Source organism: Sorangium aterium (assembly GCF_028368935.1).
Lineage (GTDB): Bacteria > Myxococcota_A > Polyangia > Polyangiales > Polyangiaceae > Sorangium > Sorangium atrum.
In genome coordinates this window covers 1,137,473-1,155,325 of record NZ_JAQNDK010000005.1, presented here as the reverse complement: position 1 = coordinate 1,155,325, position 17,853 = coordinate 1,137,473, and the positions used below count along the sequence as shown (strand labels likewise).

At 71.6% G+C, this 17,853-nt stretch carries 14 protein-coding genes; 6 read left to right on the top strand and 8 right to left on the bottom strand.

Annotated elements, in window-relative coordinates; translation table 11 throughout:
- Positions 1–31 precede the first annotated feature (31 nt).
- Positions 32–1,315: a hypothetical protein gene (locus POL72_RS42650; RefSeq protein WP_272102624.1), complete on the bottom strand. Its 1,284-nt coding sequence runs from the start codon at positions 1,313–1,315 to the stop codon at positions 32–34.
- Between the two features lie 408 nt (positions 1,316–1,723).
- On the opposite strand from POL72_RS42650, the gene POL72_RS42645 reads away from it, so the two are divergent.
- From POL72_RS42645 to POL72_RS42630, 4 genes are all read left to right on the top strand, one after another.
- On the top strand, positions 1,724–1,954 hold the full coding sequence (locus POL72_RS42645) for a hypothetical protein (protein ID WP_272102623.1): 231 nt from the start codon (positions 1,724–1,726) through the stop codon (positions 1,952–1,954).
- Between the two features lie 181 nt (positions 1,955–2,135).
- Positions 2,136–2,660 carry a hemerythrin domain-containing protein gene (locus tag POL72_RS42640; protein WP_272102622.1) on the top strand — a complete coding sequence of 175 codons (525 nt, stop codon included), beginning with the start codon at positions 2,136–2,138 and terminating at the stop codon, positions 2,658–2,660.
- 48 nt (positions 2,661–2,708) lie between these two features.
- Positions 2,709–3,182: a hypothetical protein gene (locus POL72_RS42635; RefSeq protein WP_272102621.1), complete on the top strand. Its 474-nt coding sequence runs from the start codon at positions 2,709–2,711 to the stop codon at positions 3,180–3,182.
- Between the two features lie 75 nt (positions 3,183–3,257).
- Positions 3,258–4,130: a CAP domain-containing protein gene (locus tag POL72_RS42630; RefSeq protein ID WP_272102620.1), complete on the top strand. Its 873-nt coding sequence runs from the start codon at positions 3,258–3,260 to the stop codon at positions 4,128–4,130.
- Positions 4,131–4,190: 60 nt separating this feature from the next.
- On the opposite strand, the gene POL72_RS42625 is transcribed toward POL72_RS42630, so the two are convergent.
- The 7 genes from POL72_RS42625 to POL72_RS42595 all read right to left on the bottom strand — a co-directional run bounded on the left by POL72_RS42625 (position 4,191) and on the right by POL72_RS42595 (position 14,495).
- Positions 4,191–5,501 (bottom strand): multicopper oxidase family protein, encoded by a 1,311-nt coding sequence (locus POL72_RS42625; protein ID WP_272102619.1) that lies wholly within the window; start codon positions 5,499–5,501, stop codon positions 4,191–4,193.
- A gap of 1 nt (position 5,502) precedes the next feature.
- Positions 5,503–6,921 (bottom strand): TolC family protein, encoded by a 1,419-nt coding sequence (locus POL72_RS42620; protein WP_272102618.1) that lies wholly within the window; start codon positions 6,919–6,921, stop codon positions 5,503–5,505.
- Between the two features lie 325 nt (positions 6,922–7,246).
- Entirely contained in the window at positions 7,247–10,435 is a 3,189-nt protein-coding gene (locus POL72_RS42615) for an efflux RND transporter permease subunit (RefSeq protein ID WP_272102617.1), read from the bottom strand.
- Between the two features lie 8 nt (positions 10,436–10,443).
- The gene (locus POL72_RS42610; RefSeq protein WP_272102616.1) at positions 10,444–11,631 is read right to left on the bottom strand and encodes an efflux RND transporter periplasmic adaptor subunit; all 1,188 of its coding nucleotides are present in this window, start codon (positions 11,629–11,631) and stop codon (positions 10,444–10,446) included.
- Positions 11,628–12,272: a hypothetical protein gene (locus POL72_RS42605; RefSeq protein ID WP_272102615.1), complete on the bottom strand. Its 645-nt coding sequence runs from the start codon at positions 12,270–12,272 to the stop codon at positions 11,628–11,630. Before POL72_RS42605 ends, POL72_RS42610 begins: the two co-directional genes overlap by 4 nt.
- The gene (locus tag POL72_RS42600; protein ID WP_272102614.1) at positions 12,269–13,537 is read right to left on the bottom strand and encodes a TolC family protein; all 1,269 of its coding nucleotides are present in this window, start codon (positions 13,535–13,537) and stop codon (positions 12,269–12,271) included. The genes POL72_RS42605 and POL72_RS42600 overlap by 4 nt, the downstream gene beginning before the upstream one ends.
- A gap of 37 nt (positions 13,538–13,574) precedes the next feature.
- On the bottom strand, positions 13,575–14,495 hold the full coding sequence (locus POL72_RS42595) for a hypothetical protein (RefSeq protein ID WP_272102613.1): 921 nt from the start codon (positions 14,493–14,495) through the stop codon (positions 13,575–13,577).
- 279 nt (positions 14,496–14,774) lie between these two features.
- On the opposite strand from POL72_RS42595, the gene POL72_RS42590 reads away from it, so the two are divergent.
- Positions 14,775–16,271, top strand: coding sequence for a sensor histidine kinase (locus POL72_RS42590; RefSeq protein ID WP_272102612.1), 1,497 nt, complete (start codon positions 14,775–14,777; stop codon positions 16,269–16,271).
- Entirely contained in the window at positions 16,268–17,686 is a 1,419-nt protein-coding gene (locus POL72_RS42585) for a sigma-54-dependent transcriptional regulator (protein ID WP_272102611.1), read from the top strand. Before POL72_RS42590 ends, POL72_RS42585 begins: the two co-directional genes overlap by 4 nt.
- The last annotated feature ends 167 nt before the right edge of the window (positions 17,687–17,853 follow it).

Below are 17,853 nucleotides of genomic sequence, written 5' to 3'. Positions count from 1 at the left end.
CCGGCCGGCGGCGCGACTCAGCCCCCGCGCCTCAGCTCCAGGTCGCGGAGCGCCGAGGGTGGCGGGTCTCGATGGCCTCGGCGTGCCCCCGCAGCCCGCGCGCGGCCGGGAGGTTGCCATGCTCCTCGAAGACGTCGGCCAGGGAGAGCCCGAGCACGACGATCTGCTGGGGCTTCTCCAGCGCGCCGACGGCCGGGGCCACGGAGCCCAGCAGCTCGAACGCCCGCCGCCACGCCATCGCCGCGGCGTCCGGCATGTCGGCGTTGAGCGCCGCGTGGCCAGAGCAGCGGTGCATGTCCGCCGCGAACTCGTGGCTCCCGCGGCGGTTCGCGAGCTCTCCGGCGCGCGCGTACGCCTCCGACGCGTCAAGGAAGCGGCGCTGCTTGCTGTGCAGGCTGCCGAGCGAGGCGTAGGCCTCGGGGATGATCGCGAGCAGGCCGCGCCGCTCCGCCTCCTTCAGCGCGGCGACGAACACCCGATGCCCCTCCTCGACCACGCCCGCCGCGATCATCGAGCGCGCGCGCTGCATGGCGATGTGGACGGCCTCCTCGCCCAGCCCCCGGCTCGCCAGCATCTCCTCGGCCTGTTGCTGGAGCCGCGCAGCCTCGGCGTGCCGCCCCGCGTGAAAACACGTGTCCGCCTCGTGCAGGAGGCGCCGCGCGGGGAGGAGCTCCGGGGCGCGGAGGGGCGACTCGGCGGCGATGCGCAGCTCCAGATCGGCGGGGAGGCGCCGCCCGCGCGCCGAGAGATCGGTGAGCACGCGCTCGAGATCGGCGATGGCCGGGCCGTCGGCCTCCGGCCACACGACGCGGGACGCGCCCTCGCCGAGGCGCGCGAGCAGATCGCCGACGCTCGAGTGGACAGGGTCGACGAGGACCCAGCGCACGAGCGCGAGGTCGGGGCAATGCGCGAGCCAGAAGAGGTCGCGGGCATAGGCGCGCGGGTCGTCGATGTGCTGTGGCGCCAGCACGACGACCGCGGTCCCGTCCGGGGCGCTGGCGGCGACGTGCGCCGCGAGGGCGCTGGCGAAGGTGTCGAGCGGCTCGCGCAGCGGGCCCTGCTCGGGCGTCGCGAGCGCCGCCGGGGCGCCGAGCTCACGCGACAGCGAGCGCTCTCGGGCCGCCCAGCCGCGGCTGGGTCCGTAAACCGGATCTGCCAGGACCCACACGGGACGGGGCGCTGGGCCCGCCTCGCCGAGCGCCCGCAGCAGCGCGAGCGTGTGCCCGTGGACGTGTGCCGGCACGATCACGTGCAGCAGTCGGGCTCGCTCGCCCGTGAAGATGGCGCTGAGCGCGCTGGCGAAGTCGTGGATCATGTCGCGGTTCCGGGCGGATTCTTGCTCCGATCGCCGCGGAGGCCAAGCGGAGGCGCCAGCGTCGCGAGGCGGGGCCTCCCCTGCGCCGCGGGCCCCCTCCCGCCCGGGGATCCCTGGCGGGCGGCCAACGCGCGTCGCAGGACGCCACGGTCGAGGCGATGTGTCTCAGGGGGAGCGATCCCCGGGATCCGAGGATGTGGTGACGAGGAGCACGCGCGGGCGCTCGGCGCGGTTTGGCCCGGGCATTGCTGACCAACATGGCCAACGGACATCGTTGACTGAAGGCAGGATGAAGCTGGGAGCTGGACGAGACAGCTCGAAGCCAGCGCAGAGAGTCGTCGAGAAACCGCCGGGCGCGCCGAGGGGGCAGAGCCGCTGGGCGTGGTCGAGCGCGGAGGAGAGGGTACCGTGAAAACAGGGATTCGGTCGCTGCTCCTGGGCAGCATGGTCATCGGTTGCGTCGGTGTGATCGGCTGCGGAGGCAGCAAGCCTCAGCCGGAGGGACCGGCCGAGAAGGCGGGCGAGGCCGTGGACGACGCTGCGCGCGACGTCAAGGACGAGGCGAAGGACGCGGCGGAGTCGACGGGCGACGCCGCCGAGAAGGCGGGGGACAAGATCGAGGAGAAGACGGACAAGTAGCCCGAGGCGATCTCGGGCTGTTCGGGCGATGAGGGGCGAGCCCGCGCGCTCGCCCCTCATCGCGCGTCGAACCATGAACAAGGCTGGCCGGAGCGCCTCGCGCGCGAGATCGCCCCGGCCGGCGATGAAACCCGGACGACCCCGGCCGCGCGGAGGCGCGGCGCACCATGGAGGCAGGAAGATGAAAGCGACGTCATTGCTCGAGAAGCAGCATCGCAAGGTGGAGTCTCTCTTCAAGCAGCTGGAGAGCGGCAGATCGGATCCGGCGCTCGTCCTCGCCGAGCTCGCCAACGAGCTCGCCGCGCACATGGCGATCGAGCAGGAGACGTTCTATCCCGCCGTACAGCAGATCAAGGAGGACGTGATCCTCGAGAGCTTCGAGGAGCACGCCATCGCCGAGCTCGCGCTGAAGCGGCTGCTCTCGACCTCCCCGGAGGATCTCTCGTTCAAGGCGCGGGTGACGACGCTGAAGGAGCTCATCCAGCACCACGTCGAGGAGGAGGAAGGGGAGCTCTTCCCCGCGGTCGAGAAGGTTGTGGACGAGAAGCGCCTCACCGAGCTCGGCAAGTCGATGAAGGCGGAGTTCGAGCAGCGGCTGGCCGAGGGCTACGAGACGCTGCTGCCGGCGGGCTACAAGAAGACGTCCGCGGACCAGGCGAGCCACACGATCCACGAGGGCCACGCGAACGGCGTGGCCCGGGCCTGACGAGGCCCGCTCGAGGGGAGAGGTCGAGCGACGGTCCGGCGGTGAGACATGGAAGACGCGATCGGCTGGGTCAGCTCTGGCATCCTCGTGCTGACAGTCGGCAATCAGGTCTACAAGCAGTGGAAGAGCAAGACGAGCCAGGGCGTCTCCAGGTGGCTCTTCGTCGGCCAGCTGGCCGCGTCGATCGGGTTCGTCGTCTACAGCTGGATGCTCGAGAGCTGGGTCTTCGTGGCGACGAACTCGCTCATGGTCGCGAACGCGCTCGCCGGCGCGACGATCGTCTATCTCCAGCGGAGGCGCGGCGCGCCTCGATCGGCGGAAGACGAGGCCAGGGCCCGGCGGGCGTTCAAGCTTCCGCGCGCCGCCGGCCCGCGGGGGCGACATCTGAGAGGCGGTCGCCGCTCGCTGGCGTGCGGTGTCCTGTCTCGCACGAGTGGAATTCGAAGCAAACGAACACAACTCCATGCGACACGCGCGCTTCTCTCCGCACAGGCGCGCGGGAAGCCCGCCAATCGAGCCTGAACAGCTCAAGCATGCAAAAGTGAAGCAGGATCGGTCGATGTTGAGCATGCGTCGAATGCCCCATAGACTCGACGGATGCTTACCACTTGGACGCCTTCATGCGTCGTCGCGCTCGCCGCGGCGTTCATCGGTTCTGTGCTGTCGGGCTGCGTCGGTGAGGTGGGCGACGCGTCGATCGATGGCGAAGGCGGCGGGCCGTCGAGCGGCGCCGGCGTCGGGATCCACAACGGAGACTCCGGCAGCGGGCCGAGCACCAGCAGCGGCGGCTCGACCACGGCGGGCGCCGGTGGCTCGGCCACGGCAGGCGCCGGCGGCTCGGCCACGGCAGGCGCCGGCGGCGCCGGAAGTTCGTCTGCGCAAGGCACCGGGGGCTCGGCCACGGCAGGCGCCGGCGGCGCCGGAAGTTCGTCTGCGCAAGGCACCGGGGGCTCGGCCACGGCAGGCGCCGGAGGCTCGTCCGCCGAGGGTGCCGGCGGCTCCTCTGCGCAGGGCGCCGGGGGGTCGGCCACGGCCGGCACCGGAGGCTCGAGCGGCGAGGGCTCCGGGAGCGGCGCCGGCGGCTCGGGCGGCGCCACGGGCGCGGCGCAGCTGTGCGTCGATACGATCAACGAGCACCGCGCCACGCTCGGCTTGCCGCCCCTCGCGCGCTGGGTCGAGGCGGAGTCGTGCTCCGATGAAGAGGCCGAGTCCGATGGGAACACCGGCGAGTTTCACGGCGCGTTCGGCACGTGCGACGAGAACGCCCAGAACGAGTGCCCCGGATGGGGAGGCCCGCCGGACTCGATGATCGTCCCGTGTTTGCAGCTCATGTGGGACGAGGGGCCGGGCGAGGATTTCGAGAAGCACGGTCACTACATCAACATGAGCAGCACCCGCTACACGAAGGTGGCTTGCGGGTTCCACACCTTCCCTGACGGCAGCGTGTGGGCGGTGCAGAACTTCCGATGACGGGCCGGAAGCATCCCTCGAATTTTCCGGGGAATTGAACAGGGAGGCGAGTCCGTCGCGCTACTTCCGCGCGCTCGGGTCGATACCGTCCGCGCGCATCTTCTCTGCGGCGGCCGGTCCTGCGACCGTGCCGGCCGGGTGCGTGTACCAGCCGTTCGGGTCGGCCTTGCCCGGCTCCTCGCGGACCTTCAGGACCGTGAACATCCCGCCCATGTCGATGTACGAGAAGGGCCCGTCGCCGCCCTTCATCGGCAGGCTGTTCGGCGGTATCGGCATGGGCATCTCGCCCATGCCGCCCATGCCCGTCGTCCCCATGGTCATGTAGCCGGGCATCACGCGGCTCATACGTCGGTCGAGCGTGCGCGTATCGGCGCCGACCATGTTCGGCAGCCCGTGACCCATTTGCATCATCACATGGTGGGTCATGTGGCAATGCACAGCCCAGTCGCCCGGCTCCTCAGGGACGAACTCGATGACCCGCGTGCTGCCGACCGGCACCAGGACCGTGGTCTCCGGGTACTGCGCGGACGCGGGGACATACCCGCCGTCGGTCGCCGTGACCTGGAACGAGAGCCCGTGCAGGTGGATCGGGTGGTGGTCCATCGGCCCCAGGTTCCCGAGGCGGATGCGCGCGCGCTCGCCGCGGCCGACCACGAGCGGCGCCGTCGCCGGGAACGCCTTGCCGTTGAACGTGAGCACGTTGAAGTCGCTCATCGCGTTCGGATCCGGCCGGCGCGCCCCCGCGTTGATCTTCCACTCGTGCGTCATGAGCACGAAATCCCTGTCCACGCGCGGACCTCGAGGCTTCTTCGGATGCACGATGAACATCCCCACGCCGCCGAGCGCGATCTGGGTCATTTCGTCGAAATGGGAATGGTACATATACGTCCCCGGGTACCGGACCACGAACTCGTAGACGTACGTTTCCCCGGGCGGGATCGGACGCTGGTTGAGCCCCGACACTCCATCCATTCCGTTCGGGAGCACGAGCCCATGCCAGTGCACCGACGTCGGCTCCGGCAGTCGGTTCGTGACGTAGATCCGGAGCCGGTCCCCCTCGACGGCCTCGATCGTCGGCCCGGGCGTGCTCCCGTTGTAACCCCAGGCCTCGGTCTTCAGCCCGGGCGCGAACTCGTGCTGGATCGGCTCGGCGATGAGGTGCCCCACCTTCACCCCATCCACGACCCGCCACGGGAGCGTGCTGCCGTTGGGCGTCACGACCGCAGGCTGATTCCCCGCCCCCGCGATCCGGGCGCCGGCGGGCTGCCCCGCGGCGTGCTCGGGGCGCTCCTGCGCATGGGCCAGCCCTCGCGTGAGGAGGGCAGCGCCGGCGGCGAGGCCGCCCGCATGGATGAAAGAACGTCGGTCCATCTCAGTGTCCTCCTCCGCTCTCTGCGGCTCCGGACATCGGAGCAGGAGCGATCGTGCCCATCACCTCCACGCGACGCCCGGCCAGGATGGCGTCGAAGGCGGCGCGTGAGGTCCAGTAGTCGCGCAATGCGTCCACCTGCGCGAGCTCCGCGTCGAGCTGCTCCCGGCGGGCCTGGAGCAGCTCGAAGACGCCGACCTGCATCGCGTTGTACTGGAGCAGCGTCTGCTCCAGGACGCGCGTCCGGGCCGGGACGAGGACACGCTGGTGATGAAGAACGCGCGCATGCGCCGACGCCAGCCGGTTCTGCGCTGCACGGACGGCCGAACGCACGTCGATCGCGCGCCCATGGTACCGCTCGAGCAGGCTGTCGAACTCCGCCGCATGCGCCATCGTGGCGCCCTGCTTCCGATCGAAGAGCGGCAGCGTGAGCCGGAGCCCGGCGCCGACCTGCCATACCTCGTCCTCCCGCTCGCCGCGCACGCCGACGGACAGGTCCGGCAACCAGCCCGCCGTGCGCGCAAGGCCGGCGCGGCCGGCCGCGGCCTCGAGCCGGCTGCGCAGCTCAGCGAGCTCGAGGCTCGCGGAGAGAGCGCGCGCCTCAGGCCGCGGCGGCATGGCGAGCTTCTCGGGCGGCCGCGGGATCTCGTCCGCGATACGCCAGGAGGTCTCCGCCCCGGAGAGCCCGAGCAGCCGCTGGAGCTGCTCGCGCCGGTCGAGGAGCCCCAGCTCGATCCCGGCGACGGCGACGCGGGCAGCCTCATACCCCGCCTCCTGCGTCGCGACGTCGAGCTCGGGCACGTTGCCCGCCTCGAAGAGCGCCCGGGCGGCGTCGCGGGCAGCCGTGAACGCATCGAGGGCCCTGTTCGCGATGGCGAGGCGCTGCTGGGTCGCCTGCGCGGCATAGAACGCCGCCCGCACGGAGTAGCCGAGCTCGACCACCGCGCCCGCAGCGCGGTAGCGCGCGGCCTCGTGATCCGCCCGCGCCGCCCGCTCGCCGAGCGGTGCCAGGATGGCCGAGGTCAGATCGAACTCGACCCCGAGCTCGACGCGCGTGTGCTCGAGCGTCCCCTGCCGCGGCGTCACCTGGACCTCGAGCTCGGGGTTCGGCAAGACACCTGCTTGCACCAGGTGGCCCCGGGCCACACCGATCTCGCGAAGCGCGGCGCGGAGCTCTCGGTTGTTGAGCAGCGCGACGCGCACGGCGGCGTCCGCGGTGAGCGGCCGCGAGAGCAGCGGCCGCGCGTCGCTGGTGGCCGCCGGCTCGACCTCCTCCGCAGCGGTGCTCGACGGAAGGTCCAGATGAGACAGCTCGCGGATGCGGCCGAGATCGGAGGCCGCCGACGGGGCGGCGCAGCCGGCTGCTGCGGAGAGCGAGAGCCCCGCCGCGAGCAGGCGTGCGCGCCAGGGATCAATGCGCATGGCTCGGCTCCGAGGTGCTGGGCGGCGTATGGCCATGATGGTGGCTGTGATCGCCGCCGGTGGGCATCGCATCAGCGGCACCGGCGGGCTTGGAATCAGCGCCACCGCTCTCGATACTTGATGTGTTTGTCAGAGCGTTCCACCACGACATGGTCGTTCCTCCTGAAGAGCTCATCGCCGGGAGCTCGGTCACCCAGGTACACAGGTCGTCAGCGCGCGCCTGGTTCCAGGCGGACGGCCGTGAGCGCTCTGCTTCCGGGCTGCACCTCGCAGACGCGGGGAGCCCGGCGGCATTACACCGCCGGCTCGATCCGCCGGCCTGATATCAAGGCGCTCCGGCGCAGGCCCCATGCTCCCGGGCGACACTCCCGCATTCATCGGGCGCCGCACCGGCGAGGTCGGCCTGGGCGCCGCCCGCGCTGTCCCGGGCGCGCGCCAGACGCTCAGCGGAGCTGCGGCCGAACTTCAGGAACACCGCCGGCGTGACGACGATGTCGAGCAGCGTCGACGAGAGCAGGCCACCGAGGATCACCACCGCGACGGGCTGCAGGATCTCCTTGCCCGGCTGGCCCTTGGAGAGCGCGATGGGCACGAGCGCCAGGGCGGCGGTGAGCGCGGTCATCAGCACCGGAACGAGGCGTTCCAGGGAGCCGCGGACGATCATCGCCTCACCGAACGACTCGCCCTCTTCCTTCATGAGGTGGATGTAGTGCGAGATCATCATGATGCCGTTGCGCGAGGCGATGCCGCACAGCGTGATGAACCCGACGAGGGTCGCGACCGAAAGGACCCCGCCGGTGAGCACGACGGCGAGCACCGAGCCGACCAGAGCGAGCGGGATGTTCAGGAGGATCTGGAGGGCCACGGTCCACGAGCGGAACTGGGAGTAGAGGACCACGAGCATGCCGGCGAGGCTCGCGATCGAGAGCCATCCGATCAGTCGCGACGCCGAGCGCTGGCTCTCGAACTGCCCGCCGTACGTCGCGTAGTAGCCCGGCGGCTTCGGGATCGCGTCCACGGCGCGCTGGATATTGCTCACGACTTGCTCCAGATCGCGCCCCGCCACGTTGGCCGAGACCACGATGCGACGCTGCGTGTCGTCGCGGCTGATCTGGTTCGGCCCCATGCTCTCCGTCACGTCGGCGAGGTCGGCCAGCGGCACCTTCGCGCCGCTGGGCGTATCGACGAGCGTGCGCCGCAAGGCGTCGATGTCCTCGCGGAGCTCCGGCGGGTACCGGAGCACCACATCGATGGTCCGCTGCCCCTCCAGAAGCTGTGTGACGGTACCGCCCGCGAGGGCGAGCTCGAGCATCTCCGAGAGCTGACCCGCGTTGACCCCGAGCTGCGCCGCGCGCTCTCGGTTCACCTTGATGGCGATCTGCGGGATGAGCACCTGCTGCTCGATCTGCAGGTCCTTCACCCCGGCGACGCCCTGCATCGCGTCGCGCGCCGCCTTCCCGAGGCGCCGCAGCTCGCCGAGATCCTCGCCGAAGATCTTCACGGCCACCTGTGCACGGACGCCCGAGAGCAGGTGGTCGAGCCGGTGCGAGATCGGCTGGCCCACGTTGATCGCAACGCCGGGGATCTTGTCGAGCTGGTCGCGGATGTCGCCGAGGATCGCCTCCCGCTCACGCTCGGACGCCCTGAGGTCGACATCGATTTCGCTGTAGTGGACTCCCTCCGCGTGCTCGTCCAGCTCGGCTCGGCCGGTCCGCCGCCCGGTCGACATGACCTCGGGGACCTCGTGGATCAGCTGCTCGGCGAGCGAGCCGAGGCGACTCGACTCGGCGAGCGACGTGCCCGGCCTGGCGACGACGTTCACTGTGAGCGTCCCCTCGTTGAACGGCGGGAGGAACTCGCCGCCCAGGAACGGCACCGTCGCCGCGGCGGCGAGGACCAGCGCGCCTGCCGCCGCCGTCACGGCCCCGGGGTGCCGCAGCGACGCCGCGAGCACGCGCCGGTCCGCGGCCTTGAGCTTGCGCACCAGCCAGCCGTCCTCGTGGCTCATGCGCTTCATGGACGGCAAGAGATAGGAGCAGAGCGCGGGAGTGACCGTCAGGGATACAACCAGCGATGCAAGGATCGACACGATGTAGGCGATCCCGAGCGGAGCGAAGAGCCGCCCCTCGATGCCGCTCATGGCGAACAGGGGAACGAAGACCAGGACCACCAGGATCGTCGCGAAGACGATGGAGCTCCGGACCTCGCTCGACGCGTCGCGGATGACGTCCATCGCCGGCCGCGGCGAGGCGAGCGCCCTGTTCTCGCGCAGGCGCCGGAACACGTTCTCCACGTCCACGATGGCGTCGTCGACGAGCTCGCCGATCGCCACCGCGAGACCGCCCAGCGTCATCGTGTTGACCGACAGGCCGAAGGCCCGGAACACGAGCGCGCTCACGATGAACGAGAGCGGGATGGCGGTCAGCGTGATCGCGGTCGTCCGGAAGTTGAGCAGGAACAGGAAGAGGACGATCGTGACCAGGATCGCGCCGTCGCGCAGCGCCTCGACCACGTTGTGGACCGCGCCCTGGATGAAGGTTGCCTGCCGGAAGAGGTGCGGGTTGATGGTGACGCCCGCGGGCATCGACCTCTGCAGCTCGGCGACGGCCTTGTCGATGCTGCCGGTGAGCGCGACGGTGTCGGCTCCCGGCTGCTTCTGCACCGAGAGGATCACGGCGGGCTTGCCGTCGATCGACCCGTCGCCGCGCTTGATGCGCGCGGCCGCTTTCACCGTGGCGACCTGCGCCAGGGTCACCGGCGTCCCGTTCCGCAGGGCGATGACGGTCGCGGCGATGTCCGCTTCGGTCCGGGCGCGGCCCAGCGTCCGCACGAGGAACTCCAGCCCCCGCCGGTCGACGTAACCGCCGGTGGTGTTGGCGTTCGCGCCGGTCAGGGCGCGCGAGATCTCGTCGAGCGACACCGCCGCGGCCGCGAGCTTGGCCGGGTCGACGGTGACCTGGATCTGGCGGACCTCGCCGCCGATGGGGATCACCTGCGCGACCCCCGGGATCGTGAGCAGCCGCGGCCGGATCACCCAGTCGGCCTGGGTCCGGAGGGTCATGGGCGAGGCCCCATCGCCCTGCACCCCGATCAGCAGGATCTCCCCCATGATCGAGGCGACGGGCCCCATCTGCGGCGTGACGCCCTTCGGGAGCTGCTCCGTCACCGTGGCAAGGCGCTCGGCGACGAGCTGTCGGTCGCGGTAGATGTCCGTGGACCAGTCGAACTCGACGTACACGACGCTCAGGCCGACGCCCGAGGTAGAGCGCACGCGCTCGACCCCGGGCGCGCCGTTCATCACCCGCTCGAGGGGCACCGTGACCAGCGTCTCCACCTCCTCGGGCGCCAGCCCGGGAGCCTCGGTCATGAGGGTGACCGTCGGCCGATTCAGATCAGGAAAAACGTCGATCGGGAGCTTCAGGAGCGAGTACGTCCCGTAGACGAGCACCAGCGCCGCCGCGGCGATGACGAAGAGGCGGTTCCTGAGGGAGAAGCGGATGAGGTAGTCGAACATCGTTTCTGCTAGCCCCCGGCGGCGAGGAGGACGGCCATGGCGCCATCGACGACCACGCGCTCTCCCGCCGTCACGCCCGCGGTGATCCCGATCGCGCCGGCGGACTTCGGCCCGATGGCGACCGCGCGCAGCTCGAACGCCTCGGGGCCGGTCTTCACGACGACCGTGGGCGTTCCGCTGCGATCGAGCAGCGCCGATCCCGGGACCACGACGCTCTCGACGGGCGCGCTCCCCGCCATGCTGATGTTGACGAGCGCGCCGACGCGCGCGCGCCGGTCCTTGTTGTCGAACTCGAAGAGCGCCTGGACGGTGCGTGTCGCCGGGTCGACCAGCGACGCGACGGCGAGGCGTCTGGCCTCGAAGCGCGCTGCGGGATCCGTGACGAGCGTCACCTCCGCGCGATCGCCCGCGAGGCGCGCTGCGTCCGCCTCCGGGATGCGCACGTCGACCCAGAGCGTCGCGAGATCGACGACGCGCCAGAGCTCGGTGCCCTCCGCGATCTGCGCGCCCGGGCTCACGCGGCCGGAGACCACCGTGCCGTCGATGGTCGCGCTGAGCCTCTGCGCGCCCGCCCCGCCGGAGAGCACCCCGACGTCCGCCCGGGCGCGGGCGACCTCGGCCCTGGCGACTTCCACGTCAGCCTCGGCGGCCTGGATGTCCTTCTCGGCGACGATCCCCTTGAGCTCGCGGCGCCGCGCGAGCTCGCGTTCGGCCAGGCCGAGTCGCGCCTCGGCTGCGGCGACCCGGGACGCGGCGTCGCTGCGCGACAGCCCGAGCTGCGCGCTCTCCGCGCCGCCCAGGCTCGGCCGGAACGTCCCGAGCAGCTGGCCCTTCTTCACCTCGTCGCCGAGCCGCAGGAACCCGCCCTCGGGCGGGAAGAGCCGGCCGGAGGTCGGGGCCACGACGGCCAGCTCGCCCGCGGGGCGCGCGACCACCGTGCCGATCTGCCCGAGGCTCGTGGCCAGCGCGCCGCGCTTCGCGCGCTCGGTGCGCAGCCCGAGCAGGAACTGGGTCTCGATCGGCACCCGGGCCACGTTCGGGTCTGCCGCGGCGCTGGCTGACGGCTTTGCGGGCACGCCGTGGTCCTCGCCGCCGTGCGCGTCGGCGCGCTCCCCGAGGCCCGTGACCGCGAGGGCCGAGGCGACGGCGAGCGCGGCGGTGATGGTGCCGACGGTGAGCGGTCGGGCGCGGTTCACGAGGCCCCCTGCGGGAGCGCGGAGGGATCCTCGGGGCGACGGGTAGCGGCAGGCGGCTTCCGCCTCGAGCGGCGCCCGAGCGCATACCCGATCCCGCCGCTGAGCACGGCCAGCGCTCCCGCGGCCGCCGCCAGACCGCCGAGGGGCACCTCTCGTCCCGGCGTCATCCCGGTCGGCGCGGCGGCGGGCTCGATGGCGCCGAAGCGCAGATCCCCGACGAGCACGAGATCGAAAGCGTCCCCGGCCTCGACCGATACGACTCCGTTGGCCGTTGCTCCTTCCGGGGCCGCGGGGAGCACGACCTCATAAACGCCGACGGCTGCCGTCTTCCCCGCGTCCGCGGCGAACGCCAGCCCTCCCTTCAGCTCGAGGCGGACACGCGCGCCTTCGACCGGCGCGCTGGAGTCGGCCCGAGCGACGTAGAGGCGCGCGGGCGACGGTCCTTCTGCCTTCTTGGCCGGGTATTTGATGACGACCGAGAACACCGCCGTTTCCCCCGACACGACGTGCTCTGTCCCGGTGCTCGCGGCGGTAGGCGCGGCGGGCGCCGCATGATCCTCGCCGCCGTGCGCGGAGGCACGCGGGACCGACGCAACCATCGCGAGCGCCACGGCACAGGCGAGGTGCTTCTTGTACATCATGGTTCTTCTCCGAGCGCGCGGGACAGCTCCGCGCGGGCTTTCAGGTAGGCGGCGCGCGCCTCGAGGATCTGGACGCGCGCGCGGGCGACGCGCTCGGCGCGGGCGAGGGTGTCGAACAGATCGACCTGCCCTGCTGCGTAGCCCTTCTCGACCATCGCCTGCGCCTCGTCGAGCCGGCGAGCGATGGCCTGCCACCGCGCGAGGGCCGCCCAGCTCGCGTCGACCGCAGACTTCGCGCGTGTGACCGCTGCGCTGATCTGCCTGGCAGCGACCGCGCCCTGCTCGCTGGCGGAGCTCGCTTCGGCGAGCGCGCGGGCTCGCTCGGCCTGGTTCCGGTCGAAGAGCGGCAGCGGCACGGACAGCTTGATCTGAAGCTGCGTGCGCTCGTGCCGGACGCCGGTCGCCCCGTCCGGGCTGGCCGGGGCGGCATCGCGCCCTTCCCGACCCATCTCGACCCCGAGGCCCAGCGTGGGCTCCGGGAGCGCGGCACGTGCGGCGAACGCGCGCCGTGCCTCGGCCTCTCCCATCCGAGCCCGCCAGAGCCCAACCTCGGGCCGGCGGCGGAGCGCGGCGGCCACGAGCGCGTCGCGGCCACGGGCATCAGGCGGCCGGACCGGCGCCTCCGCGACGCGGAGGGACGAGGGCTCCGCAGCGGCGATGAGCACCCCGAGCCGCGCCTGCGCGCGCGCGAGCTCGGTCCGTGCGCCGGCGAGCTCGGTCGTCGCACCGGCGCTCTCGGCGCTGGCCAGGATCGCCTCGAGATCCGACCGCTCGCCGGCGCGGGACGCCGCCGCGGTGCCAGCGGCAATGCGCTCGAAAACCCGGTCGAGCTCGGTCCAGACGGCGAGCACGCGCTGCGCTCGCTCGAGCTCGATGAACGCCTCGGCTGCCTCGGCGAGCCCGTCGAGCTTCAGCGCCGCCCCTTCCAGCGCCGCGACGGCGATCTTCTGCTGGCCGGCGCGCGCTGCTGTAGCCGCGACCCCGAAGACGTCGAGCTCTTGCTCGATGCCGACCGAGAAGGTCCGCGCCTCCGGGTGTCCGAACGGTGCGCCGAGATCGACGCCCCCCGTGAGCACGGGGTTCGTGCGAGGCCAGCGCCCCGCGCCGGCGGCCTCCGCGCGTGCGGCGCGCGCGCCCTGCTTCGCCTCCACGGTCGCGGGGGACAGCGCGGCGGCGCGCGCCTTCACCTGGGCCCACGTCAGCGTCTCGCCGCGGGCGCCCGACGCGGGCACGAGCGTCAGCGTTGCAGCGAGGGCCGCGAACATCGCGCATCGGGTCCGGTGCGGCCGCCGGATCGTCATCTCAGTGCCCCTCGTGCCCGATATGGCCGTCGTGCCCCATATGGACGTCGTGCCCCGCCCCCGTGGGACCCTCTAGGTGGAACGCGAACCGGAGCGAGGTCGCGGTCCCTCCGGCCGGCGTGACGCTGAGCACCCCGTCCACGTGGTCCTGCTTGATCGGGTCGATCTTGCCCCGCAGCACATCGGCCTTCTCGTCGTAGGCGAGCTGGGTCTCCTTCGCTCCCGCGACAACGGGGCGGAGGCTCGCCGTGACGCCCTTCGCGGAGCGAGGCTTCTCGGCCGCGTCCAGCATCCAGACCGTGATGTCGCCGGTCTTCTCGAGCTTCACCTCGACATGACCCCCTGCCAGCGACTGGACGACGCCGCCATGCGGCGAGCCGTGGGCGTGGTCGCCGGCCGGATGGTCGGCGGGCGCGTCGGCGAAGGCCGCCGTCCCGCTGGCTGGCACCGTGAGCGTCATCTTCACCGGCGCGCCGCGGACCTTCAGGTCCCAGGTGTAATCCCCGTTGTCCGGCGCCGGGCCCTTGGCCGAGAGCGAGCCCTTCGTCTCGTCCGGCGCGAGCGTCAGGGTCTGCTTCTCGCCCTTGCCCTTGGGCTCGATCGTGATGGTGCCGGACACGTCCTGCGGCGGGATCGGCGTCCGGACGGCGTCGCTGACGTAGAGGTCAATGGCGCCGTCGGCCCCGACCACGACCTCGACGTGGTTGTCGCCCTCCATGGTGACCAGACCTCCGTGACGAGCGTTGTGATCCGCGTGGGGGCGCGTGCTCGCGGCGCGGTCCTCGGGCGCCTTCGTGGGGGGCGGCGCCGCGGCGGGAGCTTGTGTCGAGGCGGCCCTTTCGTGGTCGTGGCCAGGTGTCTCCTTCGTGGAGCAGGCCACAAGCGGGATCGAGACGAGCAGAGAGAGAAGGATTTGGCGCATCGTGCTTTCCTGGAGCCGAGGTTCTTTCCCTGGCGAGCAGGGGTGTGAGCAATGAGCGCGCCAGGCGGTCGCGCGCCGGGATCCCGGGCTTCTGCGCGGCGTCTGGTCCTCGCGGTGACCTCGACGGTCACGATCTTGTGACCGCATCGGTCACAAACCGTCCCCCGTCGGGGCGGGGACCGTGTTGGCCGGGCCTGATCGGCGGCTCAGCGCTCTGTCAGCGCTCTGTCAGCGCTCGATTGCGGCCCCGGTACGCAGCTTGCGAGGATGCGCCCGTCCATGGCTCCGCCTCCCACTCCACAGCGCCCTTACCGACTCCGCCGCCGGCTGCTCCTGGTCATCAGCCTCCTCGTCGCCTTGGTCGCCGTGAGCGGCGTCGCCACCGTGCTCACGGGCCTCGCGTCCCGTCGCGCGATCCTGGAGGCCCACGACCTCGAGGTGGCCTCCCGCCGGGCTGCGCTCCTCAGCGTCACCGCGCGCGAGCAGTACATCCACGAGGCCCACACGATCATCCTGCGCGACCGGTCCCACGTCGCGCACCACGACGCCTGGGTGAGCGAGCTCGGCGCGACGCTCGCCGAGCTACGCCCCGGCCTCGACGCCGAGACGGCCACGAAGCTCGACGATATCGGGAAGACGAGCCGCGAGCTCAGCCAGCTCTTCTCCACGGCCATCCTCCCCGCCATCGATCGGCAGGACTGGCACGAGGTTCACCACGCGCACGACCGCGCGAACGCGCTCGTCGATCGGATGACGGAGCATGCGGACAGCCTGGCGCTTCACTTCGACGAGCGCGCCATGGCCGCGGAGCGCCGGGCCGAGCAGTTCATCCGGTTCGCTTTGATCCTCGCGACGGCCGTCTGCGCGCTCGCCGCGGCGCTCGCCTTGATCGCCGGGCGCAAGCTCTGGCGCTCTTTCTCCACCCCGCTCTCCTCGCTCGAGCGCGTCGCCGTGCGCGTCACCGCTGGAGATCGCAGCGCCCGCGTCGCGCCTGTGGCGGCCGCGGAGCTCGCGGCGGTCGCCGACGCGTTCAACCGGATGCTGGACGCGCTGTCGCGCACCGAAGCCGAGCTGGTCGCCTCGGAGCGGCTCGCGGCGATCGGCCGCGTCGCCGCGGGCGTCGCGCACGAGATCAACAACCCCATCGCCGTGATCCGCGGTTACGTGAAGACGATGGCGAAGGAGGCGGAGAAGCCCGAGCTCCGCGAGGAGCTCTCGATCCTCGACGAGGAAGCGGCGGCCTGCCAGCGGATCGCGGAGGAGCTGCTCATGTACGCGCGCTCTCCGATCCTCTCGCCGCGCCCCGTGCAGGCCGAGGAGCTCCTCAGGGACGCGGCCTCGCACTGCGACGGCGGGCCGGGGCGGCGCGACCAGGTCCCGCTCGTGGACGCCGAGCCGTCCTTCATCAACGTGGATCCGCTCCGCATCCGGCAGGTGATCGTCAACCTCGTGACCAACGCGCGCGAGGCGACCTCCGGAACCTCGGAAGGTGACGAGATCGTCGTGCGCGGAAGGCAGCAGGACGATGGCTACCGGATCGAGGTCCTGGACCGGGGAGCCGGTATTCGCGAGGAGGCGCGCGAGCGGCTCTTCGAGCCGTTCTTCACGACCCGCCGCGACGGCACCGGCCTCGGCCTCGCGGTCTGCTATGGTCTGGTGACCGCACACGGTGGGAGCATCCGGGCGGAGCCCAGATCAGGCGGCGGATCCCGGTTCGTGATCGACTTGCCGGGCGTCCTCATTGAAGAAGCAAGGGAGAGCCAAGAGCGCGCATGAAGCCGACAGTGCTCGTCGTCGACGACAAGGCGAACATGCTGGCGCTCCTCTCGAAGGTGCTCGGCAAGAGCGCCAAGGTCCTGACGGCGCGGGGCGTGCGAACGGCGCTCCAGATCCTTGAAACCGAGCCGGTCACAACCGTCGTCTGCGATCTGCGCATGAACGACGGGGACGGCCTCGAGGTGCTCCGGGCGGTGCGCGCGCGCTGGCCCGGAGTGCCCTTCATCCTGATGACCGCGTATGCGTCGGTCCCGACCGCGGTTCAGGCCATGCGCGAGGGCGCCTACGACTACGTGACGAAGCCGTTCGACCCGGACGAGCTGCGCGCGTTGGTCGAGCGGGCCATGGCGCAAGCCGTGGTGCTGAAGGGCGCGCAGGACGCGCAGGACGCACAGGGCTTTGCGGGCATGACGGGGCGTTCACCCGCCATGCGGGCGCTCTACCAGCTCATCGAGCGCGTGGCGCCGACGGACGCGACCGTGCTCATCCTGGGCGAGACGGGCACCGGGAAGGAGCTCGTGGCGCGCGCCATCCATGAGCACTCGTCCCGCGCGTCGCACCGCCCCATTGCCGTCAACTGCGCGGCCATCCCCCGATCGCTCATCGAGAGCGAGCTGTTCGGCCACGCGCGCGGCTCGTTCACGGGCGCCGCCACGGATCGGGCGGGGCTCTTCGAGGAGGCGCACGGGAGCACGCTGTTTCTTGATGAGCTCGGTGAGCTCAGGCCGACCGTGCAAGCGAAATTGACGCGCGTGCTCGAGGAGCGCGCGGTCCGGCGCATCGGAGAGGCGCGCGAACGCAAGATCGACGTCCGGCTGATCGCCGCGACGCACCGGGACCTCCGGGCGATGGTGAAGACGGGCGCCTTCCGCGAGGATCTCTGGTTCCGCCTGAACGTCTGCGTCATCGAGCTGCCCCCGCTACGGGAGCGCGCGGACGACATCCCGCTCCTCGCACAGCGCTTCCTCGCGGAGCGCGCCCCGCAGTCGCGCTCCAATGCGACGCGCTTCTCCGCGGCGGCGATGAGCGCGCTCCAGACCTACCGCTGGCCGGGCAACGCGCGCGAGCTCAAGAGCGCGGTGGAGCGCGCGGTGGTGATCGAGACGTCGGGCGAGATCCGCCTGGAGTCGCTCCCGCCCGAGGTACAGGGGGCGAGCCCGCTCAAGCTGACGAGCGCGAGCGACGTCGATCTCGCGCAGCTCTCGTACCGTGAAGCGGTCGACGCCTCCCGCGAGGAGACCAACCGGCGCTACCTCGAGGCCGTCATGCGCCGGTTCCAGGGTGACGTCACACAGGCCGCCGCGCACGCGGGCGTGGAGCGGGAGAGCTTCTATCGGCTGCTGCGGCGCTGTGGGCTCTCCGCGGATGACTTCCGGGAGGAGCGCCGGGGCACGGCGGACGGTACGAAGAACTGAGCTCAGCAGCGTCCAGCAGCGCTGGCTCACCCCGCCAGGACGAGCGCCCGAAGCACTGACCACGGCACCACAGGGCATAGGCGGGTCACGCGGAGCGCTGCATGCCAGCACGCACAGGCCAGACGCCGCCTACGAGTTCAGCGGCTGGCGACATAAAGAAGCCTTGG

Coding starts and splice junctions, on each gene's coding strand:
- POL72_RS42650 (WP_272102624.1), bottom strand. CDS start 1,315: ATGATCCACGACTTCGCCAGCGCGCTCAGCGCCATCTTCACGGGCGAG.
- POL72_RS42640 (WP_272102622.1), top strand. CDS start 2,136: ATGAAAGCGACGTCATTGCTCGAGAAGCAGCATCGCAAGGTGGAGTCT.
- POL72_RS42635 (WP_272102621.1), top strand. CDS start 2,709: ATGGAAGACGCGATCGGCTGGGTCAGCTCTGGCATCCTCGTGCTGACA.
- POL72_RS42630 (WP_272102620.1), top strand. CDS start 3,258: ATGCTTACCACTTGGACGCCTTCATGCGTCGTCGCGCTCGCCGCGGCG.
- POL72_RS42625 (WP_272102619.1), bottom strand. CDS start 5,501: ATGGACCGACGTTCTTTCATCCATGCGGGCGGCCTCGCCGCCGGCGCT.
- POL72_RS42620 (WP_272102618.1), bottom strand. CDS start 6,921: ATGCGCATTGATCCCTGGCGCGCACGCCTGCTCGCGGCGGGGCTCTCG.
- POL72_RS42615 (WP_272102617.1), bottom strand. CDS start 10,435: ATGTTCGACTACCTCATCCGCTTCTCCCTCAGGAACCGCCTCTTCGTC.
- POL72_RS42605 (WP_272102615.1), bottom strand. CDS start 12,272: ATGATGTACAAGAAGCACCTCGCCTGTGCCGTGGCGCTCGCGATGGTT.
- POL72_RS42600 (WP_272102614.1), bottom strand. CDS start 13,537: ATGTTCGCGGCCCTCGCTGCAACGCTGACGCTCGTGCCCGCGTCGGGC.
- POL72_RS42595 (WP_272102613.1), bottom strand. CDS start 14,495: ATGCGCCAAATCCTTCTCTCTCTGCTCGTCTCGATCCCGCTTGTGGCC.
- POL72_RS42590 (WP_272102612.1), top strand. CDS start 14,775: ATGGCTCCGCCTCCCACTCCACAGCGCCCTTACCGACTCCGCCGCCGG.
- POL72_RS42585 (WP_272102611.1), top strand. CDS start 16,268: ATGAAGCCGACAGTGCTCGTCGTCGACGACAAGGCGAACATGCTGGCG.